General features: G+C 61.7%; 13 protein-coding genes. 9 read left to right on the top strand and 4 right to left on the bottom strand.

Annotated features, from left to right (window positions below):
* Positions 1-1259 precede the first annotated feature (1259 nt).
* Complete coding sequence (locus tag ACLQ7E_RS00885; protein WP_411730638.1) at positions 1260-3020, top strand: right-handed parallel beta-helix repeat-containing protein; 1761 nt, start codon at positions 1260-1262, stop codon at positions 3018-3020.
* 330 nt (positions 3021-3350) lie between these two features.
* Here the strand turns inward: ACLQ7E_RS00885 and ACLQ7E_RS00880 are convergent, their stop codons facing one another.
* Complete coding sequence (locus ACLQ7E_RS00880) at positions 3351-4886, bottom strand: NAD(P)H-hydrate dehydratase (protein ID WP_411730637.1); 1536 nt, start codon at positions 4884-4886, stop codon at positions 3351-3353.
* A 109-nt stretch (positions 4887-4995) separates the two neighbouring features.
* Positions 4996-5346 (bottom strand): holo-ACP synthase, encoded by a 351-nt coding sequence (locus ACLQ7E_RS00875; RefSeq protein ID WP_411730636.1) that lies wholly within the window; start codon positions 5344-5346, stop codon positions 4996-4998.
* Positions 5347-5523: 177 nt separating this feature from the next.
* Here ACLQ7E_RS00875 and ACLQ7E_RS00870 point away from each other — a divergent pair, with 177 nt between their 5' ends.
* Positions 5524-5958 (top strand): hypothetical protein, encoded by a 435-nt coding sequence (locus ACLQ7E_RS00870; protein ID WP_411730635.1) that lies wholly within the window; start codon positions 5524-5526, stop codon positions 5956-5958.
* Positions 5959-6185: 227 nt separating this feature from the next.
* Here ACLQ7E_RS00870 and glmS read toward each other — a convergent pair whose 3' ends face one another.
* The gene (glmS, locus tag ACLQ7E_RS00865; RefSeq protein ID WP_411730634.1) at positions 6186-8057 is read right to left on the bottom strand and encodes a glutamine--fructose-6-phosphate transaminase (isomerizing); all 1872 of its coding nucleotides are present in this window, start codon (positions 8055-8057) and stop codon (positions 6186-6188) included.
* A 148-nt stretch (positions 8058-8205) separates the two neighbouring features.
* On the opposite strand from glmS, the gene coaA reads away from it, so the two are divergent.
* The 7 genes from coaA (at position 8206) to tsaD (ending at position 13898) form a co-directional block, all read left to right on the top strand.
* Positions 8206-9165, top strand: a complete 960-nt coding sequence (gene coaA, locus ACLQ7E_RS00860) for a type I pantothenate kinase (RefSeq protein WP_411730633.1) — start codon at positions 8206-8208, stop codon at positions 9163-9165.
* Between the two features lie 94 nt (positions 9166-9259).
* Positions 9260-9658 (top strand): large conductance mechanosensitive channel protein MscL, encoded by a 399-nt coding sequence (gene mscL, locus ACLQ7E_RS00855; protein WP_411730632.1) that lies wholly within the window; start codon positions 9260-9262, stop codon positions 9656-9658.
* A gap of 167 nt (positions 9659-9825) precedes the next feature.
* Positions 9826-11028 carry an alanine racemase gene (gene alr, locus ACLQ7E_RS00850; protein ID WP_411730631.1) on the top strand — a complete coding sequence of 401 codons (1203 nt, stop codon included), beginning with the start codon at positions 9826-9828 and terminating at the stop codon, positions 11026-11028.
* Entirely contained in the window at positions 11021-11575 is a 555-nt protein-coding gene (tsaE, locus tag ACLQ7E_RS00845; protein WP_411730630.1) for a tRNA (adenosine(37)-N6)-threonylcarbamoyltransferase complex ATPase subunit type 1 TsaE, read from the top strand. Before alr ends, tsaE begins: the two co-directional genes overlap by 8 nt.
* Before the next feature lie 15 nt (positions 11576-11590).
* Positions 11591-12262 carry a tRNA (adenosine(37)-N6)-threonylcarbamoyltransferase complex dimerization subunit type 1 TsaB gene (gene tsaB, locus ACLQ7E_RS00840; RefSeq protein ID WP_411730629.1) on the top strand — a complete coding sequence of 224 codons (672 nt, stop codon included), beginning with the start codon at positions 11591-11593 and terminating at the stop codon, positions 12260-12262.
* Between the two features lie 47 nt (positions 12263-12309).
* Positions 12310-12744 (top strand): ribosomal protein S18-alanine N-acetyltransferase, encoded by a 435-nt coding sequence (gene rimI, locus ACLQ7E_RS00835; RefSeq protein ID WP_411730639.1) that lies wholly within the window; start codon positions 12310-12312, stop codon positions 12742-12744.
* 80 nt (positions 12745-12824) lie between these two features.
* Positions 12825-13898: a tRNA (adenosine(37)-N6)-threonylcarbamoyltransferase complex transferase subunit TsaD gene (gene tsaD / locus ACLQ7E_RS00830; RefSeq protein ID WP_411730628.1), complete on the top strand. Its 1074-nt coding sequence runs from the start codon at positions 12825-12827 to the stop codon at positions 13896-13898.
* Between the two features lie 76 nt (positions 13899-13974).
* Here tsaD and ACLQ7E_RS00825 read toward each other — a convergent pair whose 3' ends face one another.
* Positions 13975-15117, bottom strand: coding sequence for a glutamate--cysteine ligase (locus tag ACLQ7E_RS00825; RefSeq protein WP_411730627.1), 1143 nt, complete (start codon positions 15115-15117; stop codon positions 13975-13977).
* Positions 15118-15182 lie beyond the last annotated feature (65 nt).

The following is a 15182-nucleotide window of genomic DNA, read 5'->3' as shown; positions in this document are numbered from 1 at the left end:
GTGGTGAGTCCTACCGGGTCAAAAATGCGTTGATGAAATAGGCCAAACGCCAACATGGCAGGAAACCGGGCTCACGTGGCCTGATTCTTAGCGCTTTAATGGCCGACTTAAAGTTGACGAAACACACCAGGCCGGGGTCCTTCTTGGTGAGGGTCATGCGGCCCGCCCCGGGCTTGCGGACGCCCGGGAGCGCGGGGCGGTTCCGGCCTCCAGTTCGTTGACGCCTCGCTGGATGCGGGACAGGGCCACGCCCGAGGCGCGGCCCACCGCGGTGATCCCTCCGTGGCCCAGTGCGCGGGCCTCATCGCCCAGCAGTAGGCGCGTGACCCGTTCGTCGAGGTGGGGCAGGACGGTGTCGCACTTGGCGCGCAGTGTTTCAACGGTTTCACTGGAGATGAGCCAGGTATCTTTATTTCGCGTGAAGACCTATTTTTGCACTTACTTTATAGGTGAGTCCTTAGTGGAGGGTCTCCGCACTGTTCCGCGCTTAGAAGTCTGGATCGTCCGCCAAGGCCTCATGGTCGTACCCATCACTGGCTTCCTGCTCTTGCGTACTGCTCCATGGGGGAGTCGCGGGTGGATGCGGCGGCCTCACGTTCTTTGCTGCCCGGTGCCTGCACCGCTTTGACGGCTTTGTTGCGTCTGGTGAAGGTGTCCGCTAGTACATCTAAGCTCGCTAGTCCCTTGTTTTCTTGTTCCTGTCAGCACCGCAATGCAGGAAAGCCTCACGCGCCTGAGTGACGGTCAATGACTCAGCGTTTGGTGAGTTCTTTTCATCGCGCAGGGCATGTCCGGATGGCATCGAATAAAACCAGCGCCTGTATTACGAAGTCACCCTACCTGCCGGCAGGGTTGACTCCCAGATTGAGAACAATTGCCCGCCAAAGCTGGCCAGGCCAGCTTGGGACGGCTCTTGTTCCGTTGACGTACTGCTGGCCGGGGACAATGGGAAAACGTAGGCATAACGCGATCATTGGCACAATCACTATCGATGCTGATGATCCGAACCGGGAAGAGATTAGTAACGTGAATCAGGATTCTTCCCTCAGCCCTCTTCACACTACCCGTTGAGGTGTCGTAAGGTGGTCCCAATGGAGCGGTCCCACGTTAATTGGGGAATTTACTCGGGCCGCACAGAAAACACTTTTGGGGAAGTGGCTGGGTAGCCAATTATGAGACACCGTGGGGAAAAAGTACGTTCAGCTGATATGCAGCAGCAGGTCCAACCTCCTGCTAGTACATCACGACGCAGGATCTTGGTGACACCGCTTATTGCGGCTTTTGTCGCGGCTGGTGCATCGCCCGGGGTAGGGAAAACCCTGGATCGATCCGTTTCTGTTACTTCGATCAACGTTAGTACTGGCGAGATTCTAGCCGGCACGTCCACAGACACCGACATAGCTGCTCTCATTGCGGACCCGAAATCTCTATCCCGGACCGCAATATCCGCCGCGATATGCAAGTGGACACCCGAAGTGTTCACGGCTGGGGCGGGTGACCAAACAGCCGAATTGCAAGCATTCCTAAACTCGCTACCAGCTGGCCGGGACGCAGAGATTAGGGGAACTGCTGATTTCACTACACTGACGATCAACACCCCAAACATCAGATTGCGCCTAGCGCCGGGTGCGGTGCTGAACAAGACCCATGCAACGTCAGACGGTGTTGTGGTCAACGCGTCCAACGTCACTATTGAGGGCGGCAAAATAAAGGGCCTCGCGACATGGGACGGTACTAACGTTTCATGGACATACGCAATGATTCACGTCAAGGAATCTACGGGGAATAACACCACCATCCGTGGCGTCACCCTCGAGAATGTGCATAAAGTCGGCATCGGGGTTCGTGCGGATGCTGTAAACATCACCGACTGTCGAATTGTGGGTAACTACCCCGCATCGCGGTGGACAGGGGTGGAGGTAGCGCACTTCGGAATTACGCTTGACCCCACCGGCGCTGGCATGGGTGGTGCTGGCATCATCTCAAACAATCATATCCGAGCGTGCGTGCAGGGAATATCCCTCGCAAACTTCGGCGGTGCTGTCCCCGGGTACGGCTACAACATCACAGGAAACAGCTTTGAGGGGTGTCACAACCACGGCGTTTATGCCCAGCACGGTATCGGCAACGTCATCGACGGAAACACTTTCAATCGATGCCAAATACCCGTGGTGGTAACTGGTAAGGCCCACGTTGTTTCCAACAACACCATGTTCACATCCGGCACCGGGGCTAGGACAGATATGACCGGGATCAGTGTCCGCGAGCCTGACGGATGCATTATCGAAGGAAACACCATTTTTGGTGATTCCACCGCAACCAACATCGGCATCAGCGTGGACTCCTTAACATCCCGAGTCGTGAGAGACACCATCGTACGAGGAAATGTTGTCAAGCTGACCGGCCACGGTAACCATGGCATCCGGGTGGGCCAAGGCGCTGAGGTATGTAGCGGCAACATTATTGAAGGGAACGTTCTTATAGGCGGCGGTCTAAACGCCACCGGAACCCTTCTCGTCACCGCAAAGACCGGCTTCACGGGCATGGGGAATATCGTGCGAGGAAATCGAATAACCCAAACAGGTATCGGGCATGGGATTTCTATTCAGCGACAAAAAAACGCTCTTGTCACCAATAACCATGTGTCATTGCAACGCAACGCCACGGCTCGCGAAACAATTACCCAGCTATACCTGGATACGGTTACGGACTCGGTAATCGCCGGCAATCTACTGAGCAACCCACCGACCTCGGGGGCCAACGTTTCGCTGCGGGGCATCCAAGAAGACGCCGCATCTAACCGCAACGCCATCATTCAAAACACTGTCAAACACGACACCACTCTGCTCGTTAGATCGACTGCGATTTTCCAGATCGGCGGCGCGGCATCCATTCACGCAGGGACTGTGGGCGATTATGCGTCAGCTACTAGGCTCGGGACGCTATCTGGAAAGGTACCCTACTACGACCGGGCTGGTGTGCAGCGTGGCTTCATCCCGGTCTACACCAGCATCGCCTAACTGCCGGGACTGTTCACTCCACGAGCTTCCAGGTTGTAGATTAATCGTAGAACATGACGGTCGTATTCAATCGGCCTTCGGGGATACTTACCAACTTTAAATTAGGCAGAAAGATATATATTGATTAGTCTTTATAAGGCAATTTCTGAGAACGTTTCAAAAAAACGTCTCAATGTTCGACATTTCTAGAGTGGATGAACATTTCCTATATGATTCTATATTTGATGCGTGGTCCCGGATGTAACTATTTAAGTATTCACATTGCTCTTTGATTTTGTGAATTCAAAGCGTCGAGTTACGCAGTCCAACTCTCCAACCCCCTATCGGTTCCTAGAGTCCCAGGTCGCGGCCCGCGCGTGGGAGCTCCTGCAGCAGGTCAACGGCGCTGACCATGCCTTCGTGTGCCGCCAGGGCCCCCGCATGCGCGTGGATCAGCGCACCGGCAGCGGCAAGGTCAGTCAGTCGGTGGCTTTGTTCAACGACGTCGCTCGCGGTGGGTGTGGCCGGGAAGTTCGCGGCGGCCAGTAGCGTGCCCAGAATGCCGGTGAGTACGTCCCCGCTGCCGGCCGTGGCCAGATCCGGGGTGGAGGCATGCACAATCAGCGTGTAGCCGTCCGGGGCGGTGCAAATGGTCGCGGGGCCCTTGAGCAGGACGACGCAGTCGTAGGCGACGGCAGCCCAGCGGGCCCAGCGGATGGGGTCGGTGGAAATGTCCCGGGCGCTGACCCGCACTCCGGCCTTGGCCAGCAGGGCGTGGAGCTCCCCGGCATGCGGGGTGAGGATGCGCAACTGGTGGTGCTCGCCCGGTTCCAGCATGGCCAGGGCCCCGGCATCAATGACGCAGGGGTTGTTCGCCGCCAGGATCAGTGACAGGTGCTTGCGGGTGTCATCGGTGTCTTCCAGCCCGGGGCCGATGGCCCAGGCGCCAATGCGTGTGGCACCCTCGCGCCCGTTGCGGCGGTTGCGTGCCAGCAGGGCGGTGAGTTCGGGCGTGGCCAGTGGAACAGACTCGGGGACTTGGGTCGTCAGGGCGGTTGCCACGACATCCGGGACCAGGGTGCGCAACAAGCCCAGCCCGCTGGCCACCGCGGCCCGTGCGGTGAGTACCGCGGCACCTGGGTACTTCGCGGAGCCGGCAAGCAGCCCCAGCACACCGCGCTGGTACTTGTGTCGACCGGCAGCGCTCCAGTCCGCCTCGCGGTCCAGCAGCAGCCCGAGGTCGTCTCCCTGCACCACCCAGGCCTCGGGTTCGGGCAATGTCCCGGCGAGCCCCAGGTCCGTGACGTGGATGCTGCCGGAGACCAAGTGCCCCGATCCAACCACGAGGCCCGTCTTCAGTGCGCCGAAGCTCACCGTGCGATCGGCAGGGATGACGCTGGATGCAGCAGCGCCGGTGTCTGCGTCAACGCCGCTGGGCAAGTCGCAGGCGAGCACGGGGATGTACCGGGGGATTGCAGGCAGCTGGACCCCGGGACGCACGCCGGTGCCGTATGCAGCGTCGATGAGCAGGTCGCAATCCCCAAGCAATTCTCCGAGGTCCGCGGCAGCGGCGGTGCGCCCGCCTGCACGCGACAGGACTGCCAGTCCCTCCTGGTGGGCGTGGGGGCCAAGCAGTACCGCGGTGGCGTGGACCCCGCGCTTGGCCAGTGCGGTCAGGGCGAAGAGCCCGTCCCCGCCGTTGCTCCCCGGTCCGACCAGCGCCACGGCACGGGAACCGTAAAGCCGTCCGGTACGTTCCTTGAGCATCAACACCGCCTGGTGGGCCAGCGCGTCGGCGGCCAGGCGCATCAAGGTCAGATCGTTGGCATCGCTCAGCAGCGCTGTTTCGGCATCTCGAACGTGGGAACCTGCATAGACGGGGATCATGACTTCAGAATACCCAACTGGCGGTGGTAATTCTCGCAGGGTTGGACGCACGGCTTCATTGCCAAGGCGCCCGCCCGCGCACGGCGGGGGACAGCCTCGGTGGGCCGAACTAGCGTTCGGCGACAACCATGGCCGTGGCCAGATCCCCATCATGGCTCATGGACAGGTGCCAGTGCACCACTCCCTTTCTTGCTGCCGCCTCGGCGACCGAGCCGTCAAGCACCACATAGGGGTCGCCTGCGCCGTCCTTCTGAATCCAGCAGTGCTGCCAGTTCATGCCGGACGGGGCGCCGAGGGCCTTTGCGATGGCTTCCTTCGCGGCAAAGCGTGCGGCCAGGGAACGGACGTGCAACACGCGTTCCTCGGGCACGAAGAGGCGCTCGAGCAGCGCAGGCGTCCGCTCCAGCTGGGCCTTGAAACGAGACACCTGGACAACGTCAACACCAATTCCCACGATCATGCCTTTGAGTTTATCGGGCGCAGCGCCCGCTCCCCACCACGCCGGTGCCGGTGGCCGAGGGACCAGCCTGGCGCACCGCACCGGGTTTTGCGGGCGCCCCGCACTGTTCCGTGCACGTTCGCAGGCCGTAGGCTTCTAGACACCATGACAGGTGCGGGTGGATTCCGGGCGTAGGCCGTGAACACGAGCCGTCACGGAAGCAACGCGGAACCTTCCAAAATAACACAGTTGCGGGACGGCTTTGGCCGGTTATTGGAAGGCCTCGAGTTGATCCTGGAAGCGGTAGGGCCGCGGATGGTGCGCTTTCGGGCAAGCATCCATTCGAACTCCACGCCATGGCGTACCTGGCACCTGACCTGGATCCAGGACGATCGCTTCATGCACCTGGCCAGGGCGTTGGATGAGGAATCATCGCTTAAGAAATGTTGCGTCGCCCGGGACTGGGTGACCCACTTAAATCTTCCCAACCACCGGCTGGATCCCGGCTACGGGCACAACAACGAACAAGTCGCGGACTTCGGGATGCATGACGGCGAATACCTGCTTCCTTACCACCGGGACGTGCACGAACTAGCCTGGGCATTCCGGCAACGCTGCGCGAGGGCGACCTGACAACGACTATTGACCGGTCTTGGAAACTTGCCGGTCACGGCCGGAGTCAGGCTCGTCAGCTTTCTCGCTGAAACCACCAAGCTGGGGCAGGCGGAATTTCTGCGGGGAATCTACGTCGACCAAGCTGGCCGAGGAAGGATACTTCCCTCAAAACCAACGGTGCCGGTACTTCCCATTTTCGGGAAAGTACCGGCACCGCTGTGGTGGAACGTATCGAGGTCCAGGACCTACTCGACGGTGACCGACTTGGCCAGGTTGCGTGGCTGGTCCACGTCAAGGCCCTTGGCCGAGGCCAATTCACAGGCGAAGAGCTGCAGCGGCACGGTGGACAGCAGCGGCATCAGTAGCACCGGGGTCTCCGGGACGTAGAAGATGAACTCGGCGTAGTCGCGGACCGCCTCGTCGCCTTCCTCTGCGATGACCAGGGTCTTGGCGCCGCGGGCGCGCACTTCCTGGATGTTGGAAACGACCTTGGAGTGCAGCGAATCGCGGCCGCGCGGTGAGGGGACCACCACGAAGACCGGCTTGCCCTCATCGATCAGCGCGATCGGACCGTGCTTGAGCTCGCCGGCGGCAAAGCCCTCGGCGTGGATGTAGGCGATTTCCTTGAGCTTCAAGGCGCCTTCCATGGCGACCGGGTAGCCCACGTGGCGGCCCAGGAAGAGCACCGACTCGGTGTCCTGCATGGAGCGTGCCAGCGACTTGATTTCCTCGGCACGGTCCAGGATGTCCTGGATCTTGGCCGGGATCTTGCCCAGGTCGGCGAGGATGTCCTTGATCTGGCCACTGAACAGGTTGCCGCGCAGCTGGGCCAGGTAGAGGCCGAGCAGGTAGGTAGCGGTGATCTGAGCCAGGAATGCCTTGGTGGAGGCCACGGCGATTTCCGGCCCGGCGTGCGTGTAGAGCACGGCATCGGATTCACGCGGGATGGTGGAGCCGTTGGTGTTGCAGATGGCCAGCGTCTTGGCGCCCTGCTCCTTGGCGTAGCGCACGGCCATGAGCGTATCCATGGTTTCGCCCGACTGGGAGATGGAGACCACCAGGGTGTTGGCGTCAACGATCGGGTCGCGGTAGCGGAACTCGTGGCTCAGCTCGACCTCGACCGGGATTCGGCACCAGTTCTCGATCGCGTACTTGGCAACGGAACCCGCATAGGCGGAGGTTCCGCAGGCGAGCACGATGATCTTGGTGACGGCCGCGAGTTCCTCGGGGGAAATGCGCAGCTCGTCAAGGGTCAGACGGCCAAAGGCGTCCGAGCGGCCAAGCAGGGTGTCTGCCACCGCCGCAGGCTGGTCAAAGATTTCTTTCTCCATGAAGGAACCAAAGCCACCCTTTTCGGCGCTGGCGGCATCCCAATCAACATGGAATTCCTTGCCCTCGGCGGGGTTGCCCGAAAAATCGGTGATGCTGTGGGAATCGGGGGTGATCGTGACTATCTGGTCCTGGCCCAGCTCCACCGCCCGGCGGGTGAAGTCAATGAAGCCCGAAACATCCGAGCCCAGGAAGTTCTCGCCGTCGCCCAGGCCCAGGACCAGGGGGGAGTTGCGGCGGGCAGCCACGACAACGCCCGGGTGCTCGGCGTGCACTGCCAGCAGGGTGAAGGCACCCTCGAGCTGGCGGGCGGTGAGCTCCATCGAACGGGTGAGGTTCCCTTCGCCGGCACCGCGGTAGATCGAGCCCAGGAGGGCTGCGGCAACTTCGGTGTCGGTTTCGGAAAGGAATTCGACGCCCTCGGCGCGCAACTTGGCCTTCAGCTCGGCAAAGTTCTCGATGATGCCGTTGTGGATCAACGCCAAGTTGCCGTTATCGGCCAGGTGCGGGTGGGCATTGCCGTCGGTGGGGCCGCCATGGGTCGCCCAGCGGGTGTGACCGATACCGGTCAGCGAGGCAGGCAACGGATCTGCGTCCAAGGCCTCGACGAGGTTAATGAGCTTTCCCGACTTCTTGCGCGAGTCAATCCCCGCGTCAGTGACCACGGCCAGTCCGGCCGAGTCATAGCCGCGATACTCCAGGCGTCGAAGGCCCTCAAGAATCACATCGAGCGCCCCGTGATCGGCTGCGCGTCCAGCATTACCTACGTATCCAACGATTCCACACATGCCCAAAAGATTACCGTGCCGCACAAGGTACTGGGTACATTTGCCCCGTCGGATGGCGTAAAAGTCATGTGGCAATTCCCACGCGTCCAAACTATGGCCAAAAGGTGAAGTTTAGGAATACGGGTGGATTGTTGGCACAATTCAAGGCGTGAATGGACAGCGTGCGGTCGACTACAGTGCTACACCCTTCGTCGAATTGGACCGCCAAACCTGGGCAAGACTGTCCAACGAAATCAAGCAGCCCCTGGATGAAGCGGACCTGCGCCGCCTCAGCGGCCTGGGCGAAACGCTGAACCTCGCCGAGGTGCGCGAGGTCTATCTGCCGCTCTCGCGCCTGCTCAACCTCTATGTCCAGGGTTCGGCCTCGCTACACCAGGCCACCAACACCTTCCTTGGGGAGAGCACCCGGCGCACGCCCTTTGTCATTGGCGTGGCAGGATCGGTGGCGGTGGGCAAGTCGACGACCGCCCGTGTGCTGCAGGAACTGTTGCGTCGCTGGCCCGACACCCCCGATGTGCAATTGATCACCACCGACGGCTTCCTGTACCCGAACGTGGATCTGGAAAAACGCGGCATCATGCACCGCAAGGGATTCCCCGAATCCTATGACCGTCGTCGCTTGTTGCGTTTTGTCTCGGAGGTGAAGTCAGGGGCACCTGAGGTGCGCGCCCCCTGGTATTCGCACCTGAGTTACGACATCGTTCCGGGCAAGGAGGTCGTCGTTCGCTCCCCGCAGGTGTTGATCGTGGAAGGCCTGAACGTGTTGCAGCCTGCCCGGGCACGACTGGACGGCACCGCGGGCCTGGCCTTGAGCGATTTCTTTGACTTCTCCGTCTATGTCGACGCTCGAACGGCGGACATCGAGGAGTGGTACATCCGCCGATTCATGAAGCTGCGCTCCGGCGCGTTCTCGGATCCCGCATCCTATTTCCACCGCTACGCATCGCTAAGTGATGAGGAAGCCAGGGAAACCGCACACGGAATTTGGAAGCGAATCAATGAGCCGAACCTTCGGGAAAATGTCATTCCCACGCGTGGCCGCGCACAGCTGGTGTTAAGCAAATCGGCGGACCATTCGATCCGACGGATGCTGCTTCGCAAGATTTGAAATGCAGATCCTCCGCGTTAACGGCTCGCAAATTTTCCAAGAATTGCCGCGTCACCACCTGTTGACCACTGCAAGTCTGTGTAAGGCTGGGCACATGTTAAAGGGATTCAAGGATTTCATTATGCAGGGCAACGTTGTTGACCTTGCCGTTGCCGTTGTCATTGGTGCTGCTTTTGGCGCCGTGGTTAAGTCATTGGTTGAGAACATCATCATGCCTTTGATTGCAGCATTGGTGGGTTCGCCGAACTTCGACAATTTCCTCATTGTCACGATCGGCGACGGTGTTGCCATCAAGTTCGGTGTGTTCCTGACCGTGCTGGTGAACTTCATCCTCATTGCTGCCGCCATCTACTTCTTCGTCATCGTGCCGATGAAGAAGCTCGACGAAATGCACAAGGCCCGCCTTGGCATCGAAGAGCCAGAGCCGGAAACCGACCCGCAGGTAGCCCTGCTGGCCGAAATCCGCGACGAATTGCGCAGCCGAGCGCTCTAATTCGCTGCGGTCCCTTCCAATCCGCCAATAATGAAGCCCCGGCGGCCAGATCCCATGATCAGGGCCACCGGGGCTTCGTCGTACCCGGCGCAGCCCCGGGCCATGATCGCGGCGCAGGTGGCGCGCCCATGAATAAAGCACCACGGCGATAGTGGGATGATGGATTGGTGAGTTCACAATCAACCCAACAGACCGAAAAATCAACCCACACCCAGGATGCGACAACGACGTCGATCTGGGAACGGCGCGCCGTCATCGATCTGGCCAACGTCCGCGAAAACGTCAAGCGCGTGGCCGAGCTCGTGGCCCCGGCCGCGGTCATGGCAGTGGTCAAGGCGGACGGCTATGGACACGGTGCGGTGGCCGTGGGACGTGCGGCGGTGCAGGCCGGAGCCACCTGGCTGGGCTGCGCCCACGTCACCGAGGCCCTGAAACTGCGCGAAGCGGGGCTGGATGTTCCGCTGCTGGCATGGCTGCACACCGAGGGGACCCCCTTCGAAGCGGCGATTGCCGCGAACATTGATTTGGCGGTCTCGGGCTGGGAACTCGAGCATGTCGCCCGCGCAGCGCAGGCCGCTGCGCAGCCCGCTCGCGTGCACCTGAAAATCGACACCGGCCTGGGCCGCAATGGCTGTACGGCAGACCAATGGGAGCCCCTGTTGGGGCGGGCAGCAAGCTACCAGGACGAGGGCCTGATGCGCGTGGTGGGTGTCTTCTCCCACTTGGCGGTGGCCGACGAGCCCGAACGCCCGGAAACCGACGACCAGCTGACCGCCTTCAACCAGGCGGTGGCCCTGGCGGAGGACGCGGGTTTTGACCTTGAGGTGCGGCACATCGCCAACACCCCCGCAATCCTCACCCGCCCCGATGCCCACTACGACATGGTCCGTCTTGGACTGGGCCTGTATGGGCTGAGCCCCTTTGCCGGGGAAGACCCGTCGCGCTATGGATTGCGTCCCGCAATGACATTGATGAGCCGGATCGCGAACGTGAAGAAGGTCCCAGCCGGGCAGGGCGTGGGCTACGGATTGCGCTACCACACGGACAAGGAAACGTACCTGGGACTGGTCCCCATGGGCTACGCCGACGGCGTGCCGCGCGCGGCCTCGAACGCACCGGTGAGCATCAACGGCAAGACCTACCTGGTGCGTGGCACCATTGCCATGGACCAGTTCGTGGTGGACTTGGGCCCGGATATCGATGTAGCGGAATTCCTAGGTTCCGAGGTCATTCTTTTCGGTGAGGGAGGTCCGAGCGTGACCGACTGGGCCGACGCAGCTGGGACCATCAACTACGAAATCGTCACCCGCATCTCACCTCGCGTTCCGCGCCGGTTGGTGGAGGGAACTTGGGGAGAATCCGGTGAGTGAGGCCTCGATTGCCGCCGAGCTTGCGGTGGGCGATATCGCCGAAACCCGCGACTTTGCCCATCGGCTCGGAGGGATCCTTTGCGCCGGTGACCTGGTGATCCTGACCGGTGAGCTCGGTGCGGGAAAAACGACCTTCACCCAGGGACTTGGCCTGGGGATGGGTGTGCGCGAGGGCATCATCTCGCCCACGTTCGTGATTTCCCGCATCCACCCCGCGCTGGGCAACGGACCGGACCTGGTGCATGTTGATGCCTACCGGCTGGCCAGCGCAGGGGAACTCGACGACCTGGACCTGGAGGCGAGCATGGGCCAATCGGTCACGGTGGTGGAGTGGGGTGCCGGGAAGGTCGAACAGCTCAGCGACTCCAGGCTTGAAATCGTGCTGCTGCGCCCCGGTTCGGCCGAAATCCACGAGGACCTGGTCTTCGACTTCAACGAGGGCGAAGACGACGAGCCGCGCACCATCCGGATCGCGGCCTTTGGCCCGCGCTGGGAAAATGACCCCGGCCTGGCCGCGCTGCTGACTGACTTTGAGAAACAAAGCTAAAAGGGAATCGCATACATGCTTTTATTGGCCATTGACACCTCCGCCAACGCCTCGGCGGCCTTGCTGGAATCCGACGGCACAAGCGTCAACGTGCTTGGCTCCTTCACCTCAAGCGTTGGCAACGACCACTCCGAGGTCTTGGCCCCCGCCATCGAATCCCTGCTCGCGCAAGCCGGTGGCCGGACCCCGGATGCCATTGCGGTGGGTGTGGGGCCCGGTCCCTTCACCGGGTTGCGCGTGGGGCTGGCAACCGCCCGGACCCTGGGCTTTGTCTGGGGAATCCCGGTCCACGGGGTGATGAGTCTGGACGCCATCGCCCTTGACGCCGTGGCGCAGGAGCCGGCGGGGGACTTCACCGTTGCCATCGATGCTCGGCGCAAGGAACTCTACTGGGCCCGCTACGACAAGACCGGAGTGCTGAGTGGAGGCCCGCACGTCACCGTCGCCGAGGAACTGCCGGCCGGACCCGTGTACGGGGCCGGTGGTGGTCTTTATGCCGAACGTCTGGCAGCCGTGGGGGCCGAAGTGGTCCCCGGTTTTGAGCACACACACCCCGGAGCGGTGTCGCTGGGTACCCGTGCGGCCCGCGCCCTGGCCGCCGGGGAAGCATTGCTGGGGACCGAACCGCTCTACCTGCGCGAATCCGATGCCAAGGTTCCCGCGGTCATGAAGGGAAAGCTGCTGTGAACCCGGCAAAGGCCAACCCCGCCCTGGCGGGTTTGGAGACCCGTCCAATGGTCCACGCGGACGTGGCCGCGGTCTGGGAAATGGAAAAGGCGCTCTTCCCCACGGATGCCTGGCCCCAGGACATGTTCGTTGGTGAGCTGGACCAGAAAGAAACCCGGAATTACTGGGTGGTGCAGGATGCCGGAAAGATCGTTGCCTATTGCGGGCTCATGTGCGTGCTGCCGTTGGCTGACGTGCAGACCATTGCGGTGAACCCGGACTACGAGGGCCGGGGGATCGGGACGCACCTGTTGCGCCTGATGATCGACACCGCGATCGGCCGCAACGCCACGGACCTGTTGCTGGAGGTCCGCGCGGACAACCCCCGCGCCAGGGCACTGTATGAACGCCACGGCTTCGATGCCATCCACCGTCGGGCCCGATACTACCGCGACGGAGTCGATGCCGTGATCATGCGCAAGGTGCTGATCTTGGGCAATTGAGCGGGCCCGCTTGCCGGGTTTTGCCCACCCCAGGGGGCCCGCTTCGCCCAAAACGGGGTCAGCCACCTAAAATTGGTTCCATGTCCCTATCTGCACCGCTCGTTCTTGGCATTGAATCCTCCTGTGATGAAACCGGGGTGGGTATCGTGCGTGGAACCGAGCTCCTGGTCAACGCCGTGGCCTCCTCCATGGAAGAGCATGTGCGCTTCGGCGGTGTCATTCCCGAGATTGCCTCCCGGGCCCACCTGGATGCCTTTGTCCCGACTCTCGAGTCCGCGCTCAAGGACGCGGGGGTGACCCTGGCCGAGATCGACGCAATCGCGGTGACCAGCGGCCCCGGGCTCTCCGGCGCATTGATGGTGGGGGTCTCGGCGGCCAAGGCCCTGGCCCTGGCCACGGGCAAGCCCCTCTACGCGATCAACCACTTGGTCGCCCACGTGGGCGTGGGCATCCTCGAGGGGGGAGAGCTCCCCGAAAACCTCGCGGCATTGCTGGTCTCCGGCGGCCACACCGAAATCCTTCAGGTCAACTCGCTTACCTCGGATGTGCGCCTGATTGGCGCCACGATCGATGACGCGGCCGGCGAAGCCTACGACAAGGTCGCCCGGCTGCTGGGACTGGGTTACCCCGGCGGACCTGTCATTGACAGGATCGCCAAGGAAGGCGACCCGAAGGCCATCCGCTTCCCGCGAGGGCTGACGCTGCCCAAGTTCATTGGAACAAAAGAAAACCCGGGCAAGCACCGCCACGATTTTTCCTTCTCGGGGCTTAAGACAGCCGTGGCGCGCTGCGTCGAGCAATACCAGAAGCGCGGCGAGGAGGTGCCGGTGGCCGATATCGCCGCCAGCTTCCAGGAAGCGGTGGTCGACGTGATTACCTCCAAGGCGGTGCGTGCCTGCCAGGAGCACGGCTTGACGAACCTTTTGCTCGGCGGCGGGGTGGCTGCCAATTCGCGACTGCGCGAGCTGCTGGCGGCGCGCTGCGCCTCGGCCGGGATCACCCTGCGCGTGCCCCCGCGCAACCTGTGCACCGACAACGGCGCCATGGTCGCGGCCCTGGGTGCCCAGCTGGTGGCGGACAAGGTGCTTCCGACCGGGTTGAAGTTTTCCACCGACTCCGGACAGCCGGTGAGCCTGATTTCATTGGCCGTCTAAAAACGCCCAAGAATGCGAAAGGGTGGATGGGGATAATCCCATCCACCCTTTCGCGTAGGTGCCTTAAAACCTCGCCTTAGGCCAAGTGCATCCGGCGCACATTGTCCTTCACTACTTCACGCAGGTTGCCGTTGTTGGCCGAGGCAATCTTGTGCTGCCACTGATAGCCGGCACCGCCCTTGATGATGCGTTCCACGTCGGCGAGCTCGGCACTGCAGCCAAGCTTTTCGGCAACGGGGGCCAGACGAACGAGCTCCTGGAGCAGGTGCTCGGTGACAAGCATTTCATCCCCGGCGGCGTTGAGGATGATGATGGCCTCCATGCCGTAACGGGCGGCACGCCACTTGTTTTCGACCCGGAACCACGGCGGCATGACCGGGATGGTGCCACCGTTGTCGATCGTGGTGGACATGTCATCCACCAGACATTGGGTGAGGGCGGCTATGGCCCCGATGTCCTGCAACGAGGAGAGACCGTCGGAAATGCGCATTTCTACGGTCCCGAAGCGGGGGACCGGGCGCACGTCCCAGCGGATTTCAGAGATGTCGTCAATGACGCCGGTGTGCAGCATGTCGGCAACGTAAGACTCGTATTGTTCCCAGGTCGGGAAGTGGTACGGGATCCCGGCGGTGGGAAGCTGCTGGAACATCAACGCCCGGTGCGAGGCGTAGCCGGTGTCTTCCCCGCCCCAGAAGGGGCTGGAAGCCGAGAGAGCCTGGAAGTGTGCTTGGTAGTTGATCAGTCCGTCGACGATCGGCAGGGCCTTGGCCCGGGAATCCAAGCCGACATGCACATGAACCCCGTAGATCACCATTTGCTGGCCCCACCACTGGGTGCGGTCGATCATCTTGGCGTAGCGGTCCTTGTCGGTGACCGGCTGCAACTTGGGAGGTGCGAACGGGTGGGAGCCGGCGCAGTACAGGTCGACGTCCATGGGGTCCGTGACCTCGCGGACCGCCACCAGGTTCTCGTGCAGTTGGGCCTTGGCCTGGGCAACCGTTTCGCAAACACCGGTAACGATCTCCACGGTGTTCAGCAGCAGCTCCTGCTTCACATGGGGATGTTCCTCGTCGATGGCCAGTGAGCCGTGGCGGACATTCAATTCCGCCAGCACTTCCTCGGCGACCGAACGCAGGTCGGAAGTATGGCGATCCACCAATGCAATTTCCCATTCCACACCAAGTGTGGACTGGCGTGATGATGCGAAATCTATTTGCACCGAGCCTCCATGTCTTATGCGGCGAATCACGCCAATATGTTGTTCCTCCCAGTCTATCGAGCGAA

Source organism: Paeniglutamicibacter sp., assembly GCF_046714615.1.
Classification (GTDB): domain Bacteria; phylum Actinomycetota; class Actinomycetes; order Actinomycetales; family Micrococcaceae; genus Paeniglutamicibacter.
Note: the sequence above shows the minus strand (reverse complement) of the source record. Positions and strands in the feature narration are given on the sequence as shown.

Excerpts from the sequence above, each read along its gene's own strand:
- glmS (WP_411730634.1), bottom strand. The coding sequence starts at position 8,057 with ATGTGTGGAATCGTTGGATACGTAGGTAATGCTGGACGCGCAGCCGAT.
- ACLQ7E_RS00880 (WP_411730637.1), bottom strand. The coding sequence starts at position 4,886 with ATGATCCCCGTCTATGCAGGTTCCCACGTTCGAGATGCCGAAACAGCG.
- mscL (WP_411730632.1), top strand. The coding sequence starts at position 9,260 with ATGTTAAAGGGATTCAAGGATTTCATTATGCAGGGCAACGTTGTTGAC.
- rimI (WP_411730639.1), top strand. The coding sequence starts at position 12,310 with ATGGTCCACGCGGACGTGGCCGCGGTCTGGGAAATGGAAAAGGCGCTC.
- tsaD (WP_411730628.1), top strand. The coding sequence starts at position 12,825 with ATGTCCCTATCTGCACCGCTCGTTCTTGGCATTGAATCCTCCTGTGAT.
- ACLQ7E_RS00875 (WP_411730636.1), bottom strand. The coding sequence starts at position 5,346 with ATGATCGTGGGAATTGGTGTTGACGTTGTCCAGGTGTCTCGTTTCAAG.
- tsaB (WP_411730629.1), top strand. The coding sequence starts at position 11,591 with ATGCTTTTATTGGCCATTGACACCTCCGCCAACGCCTCGGCGGCCTTG.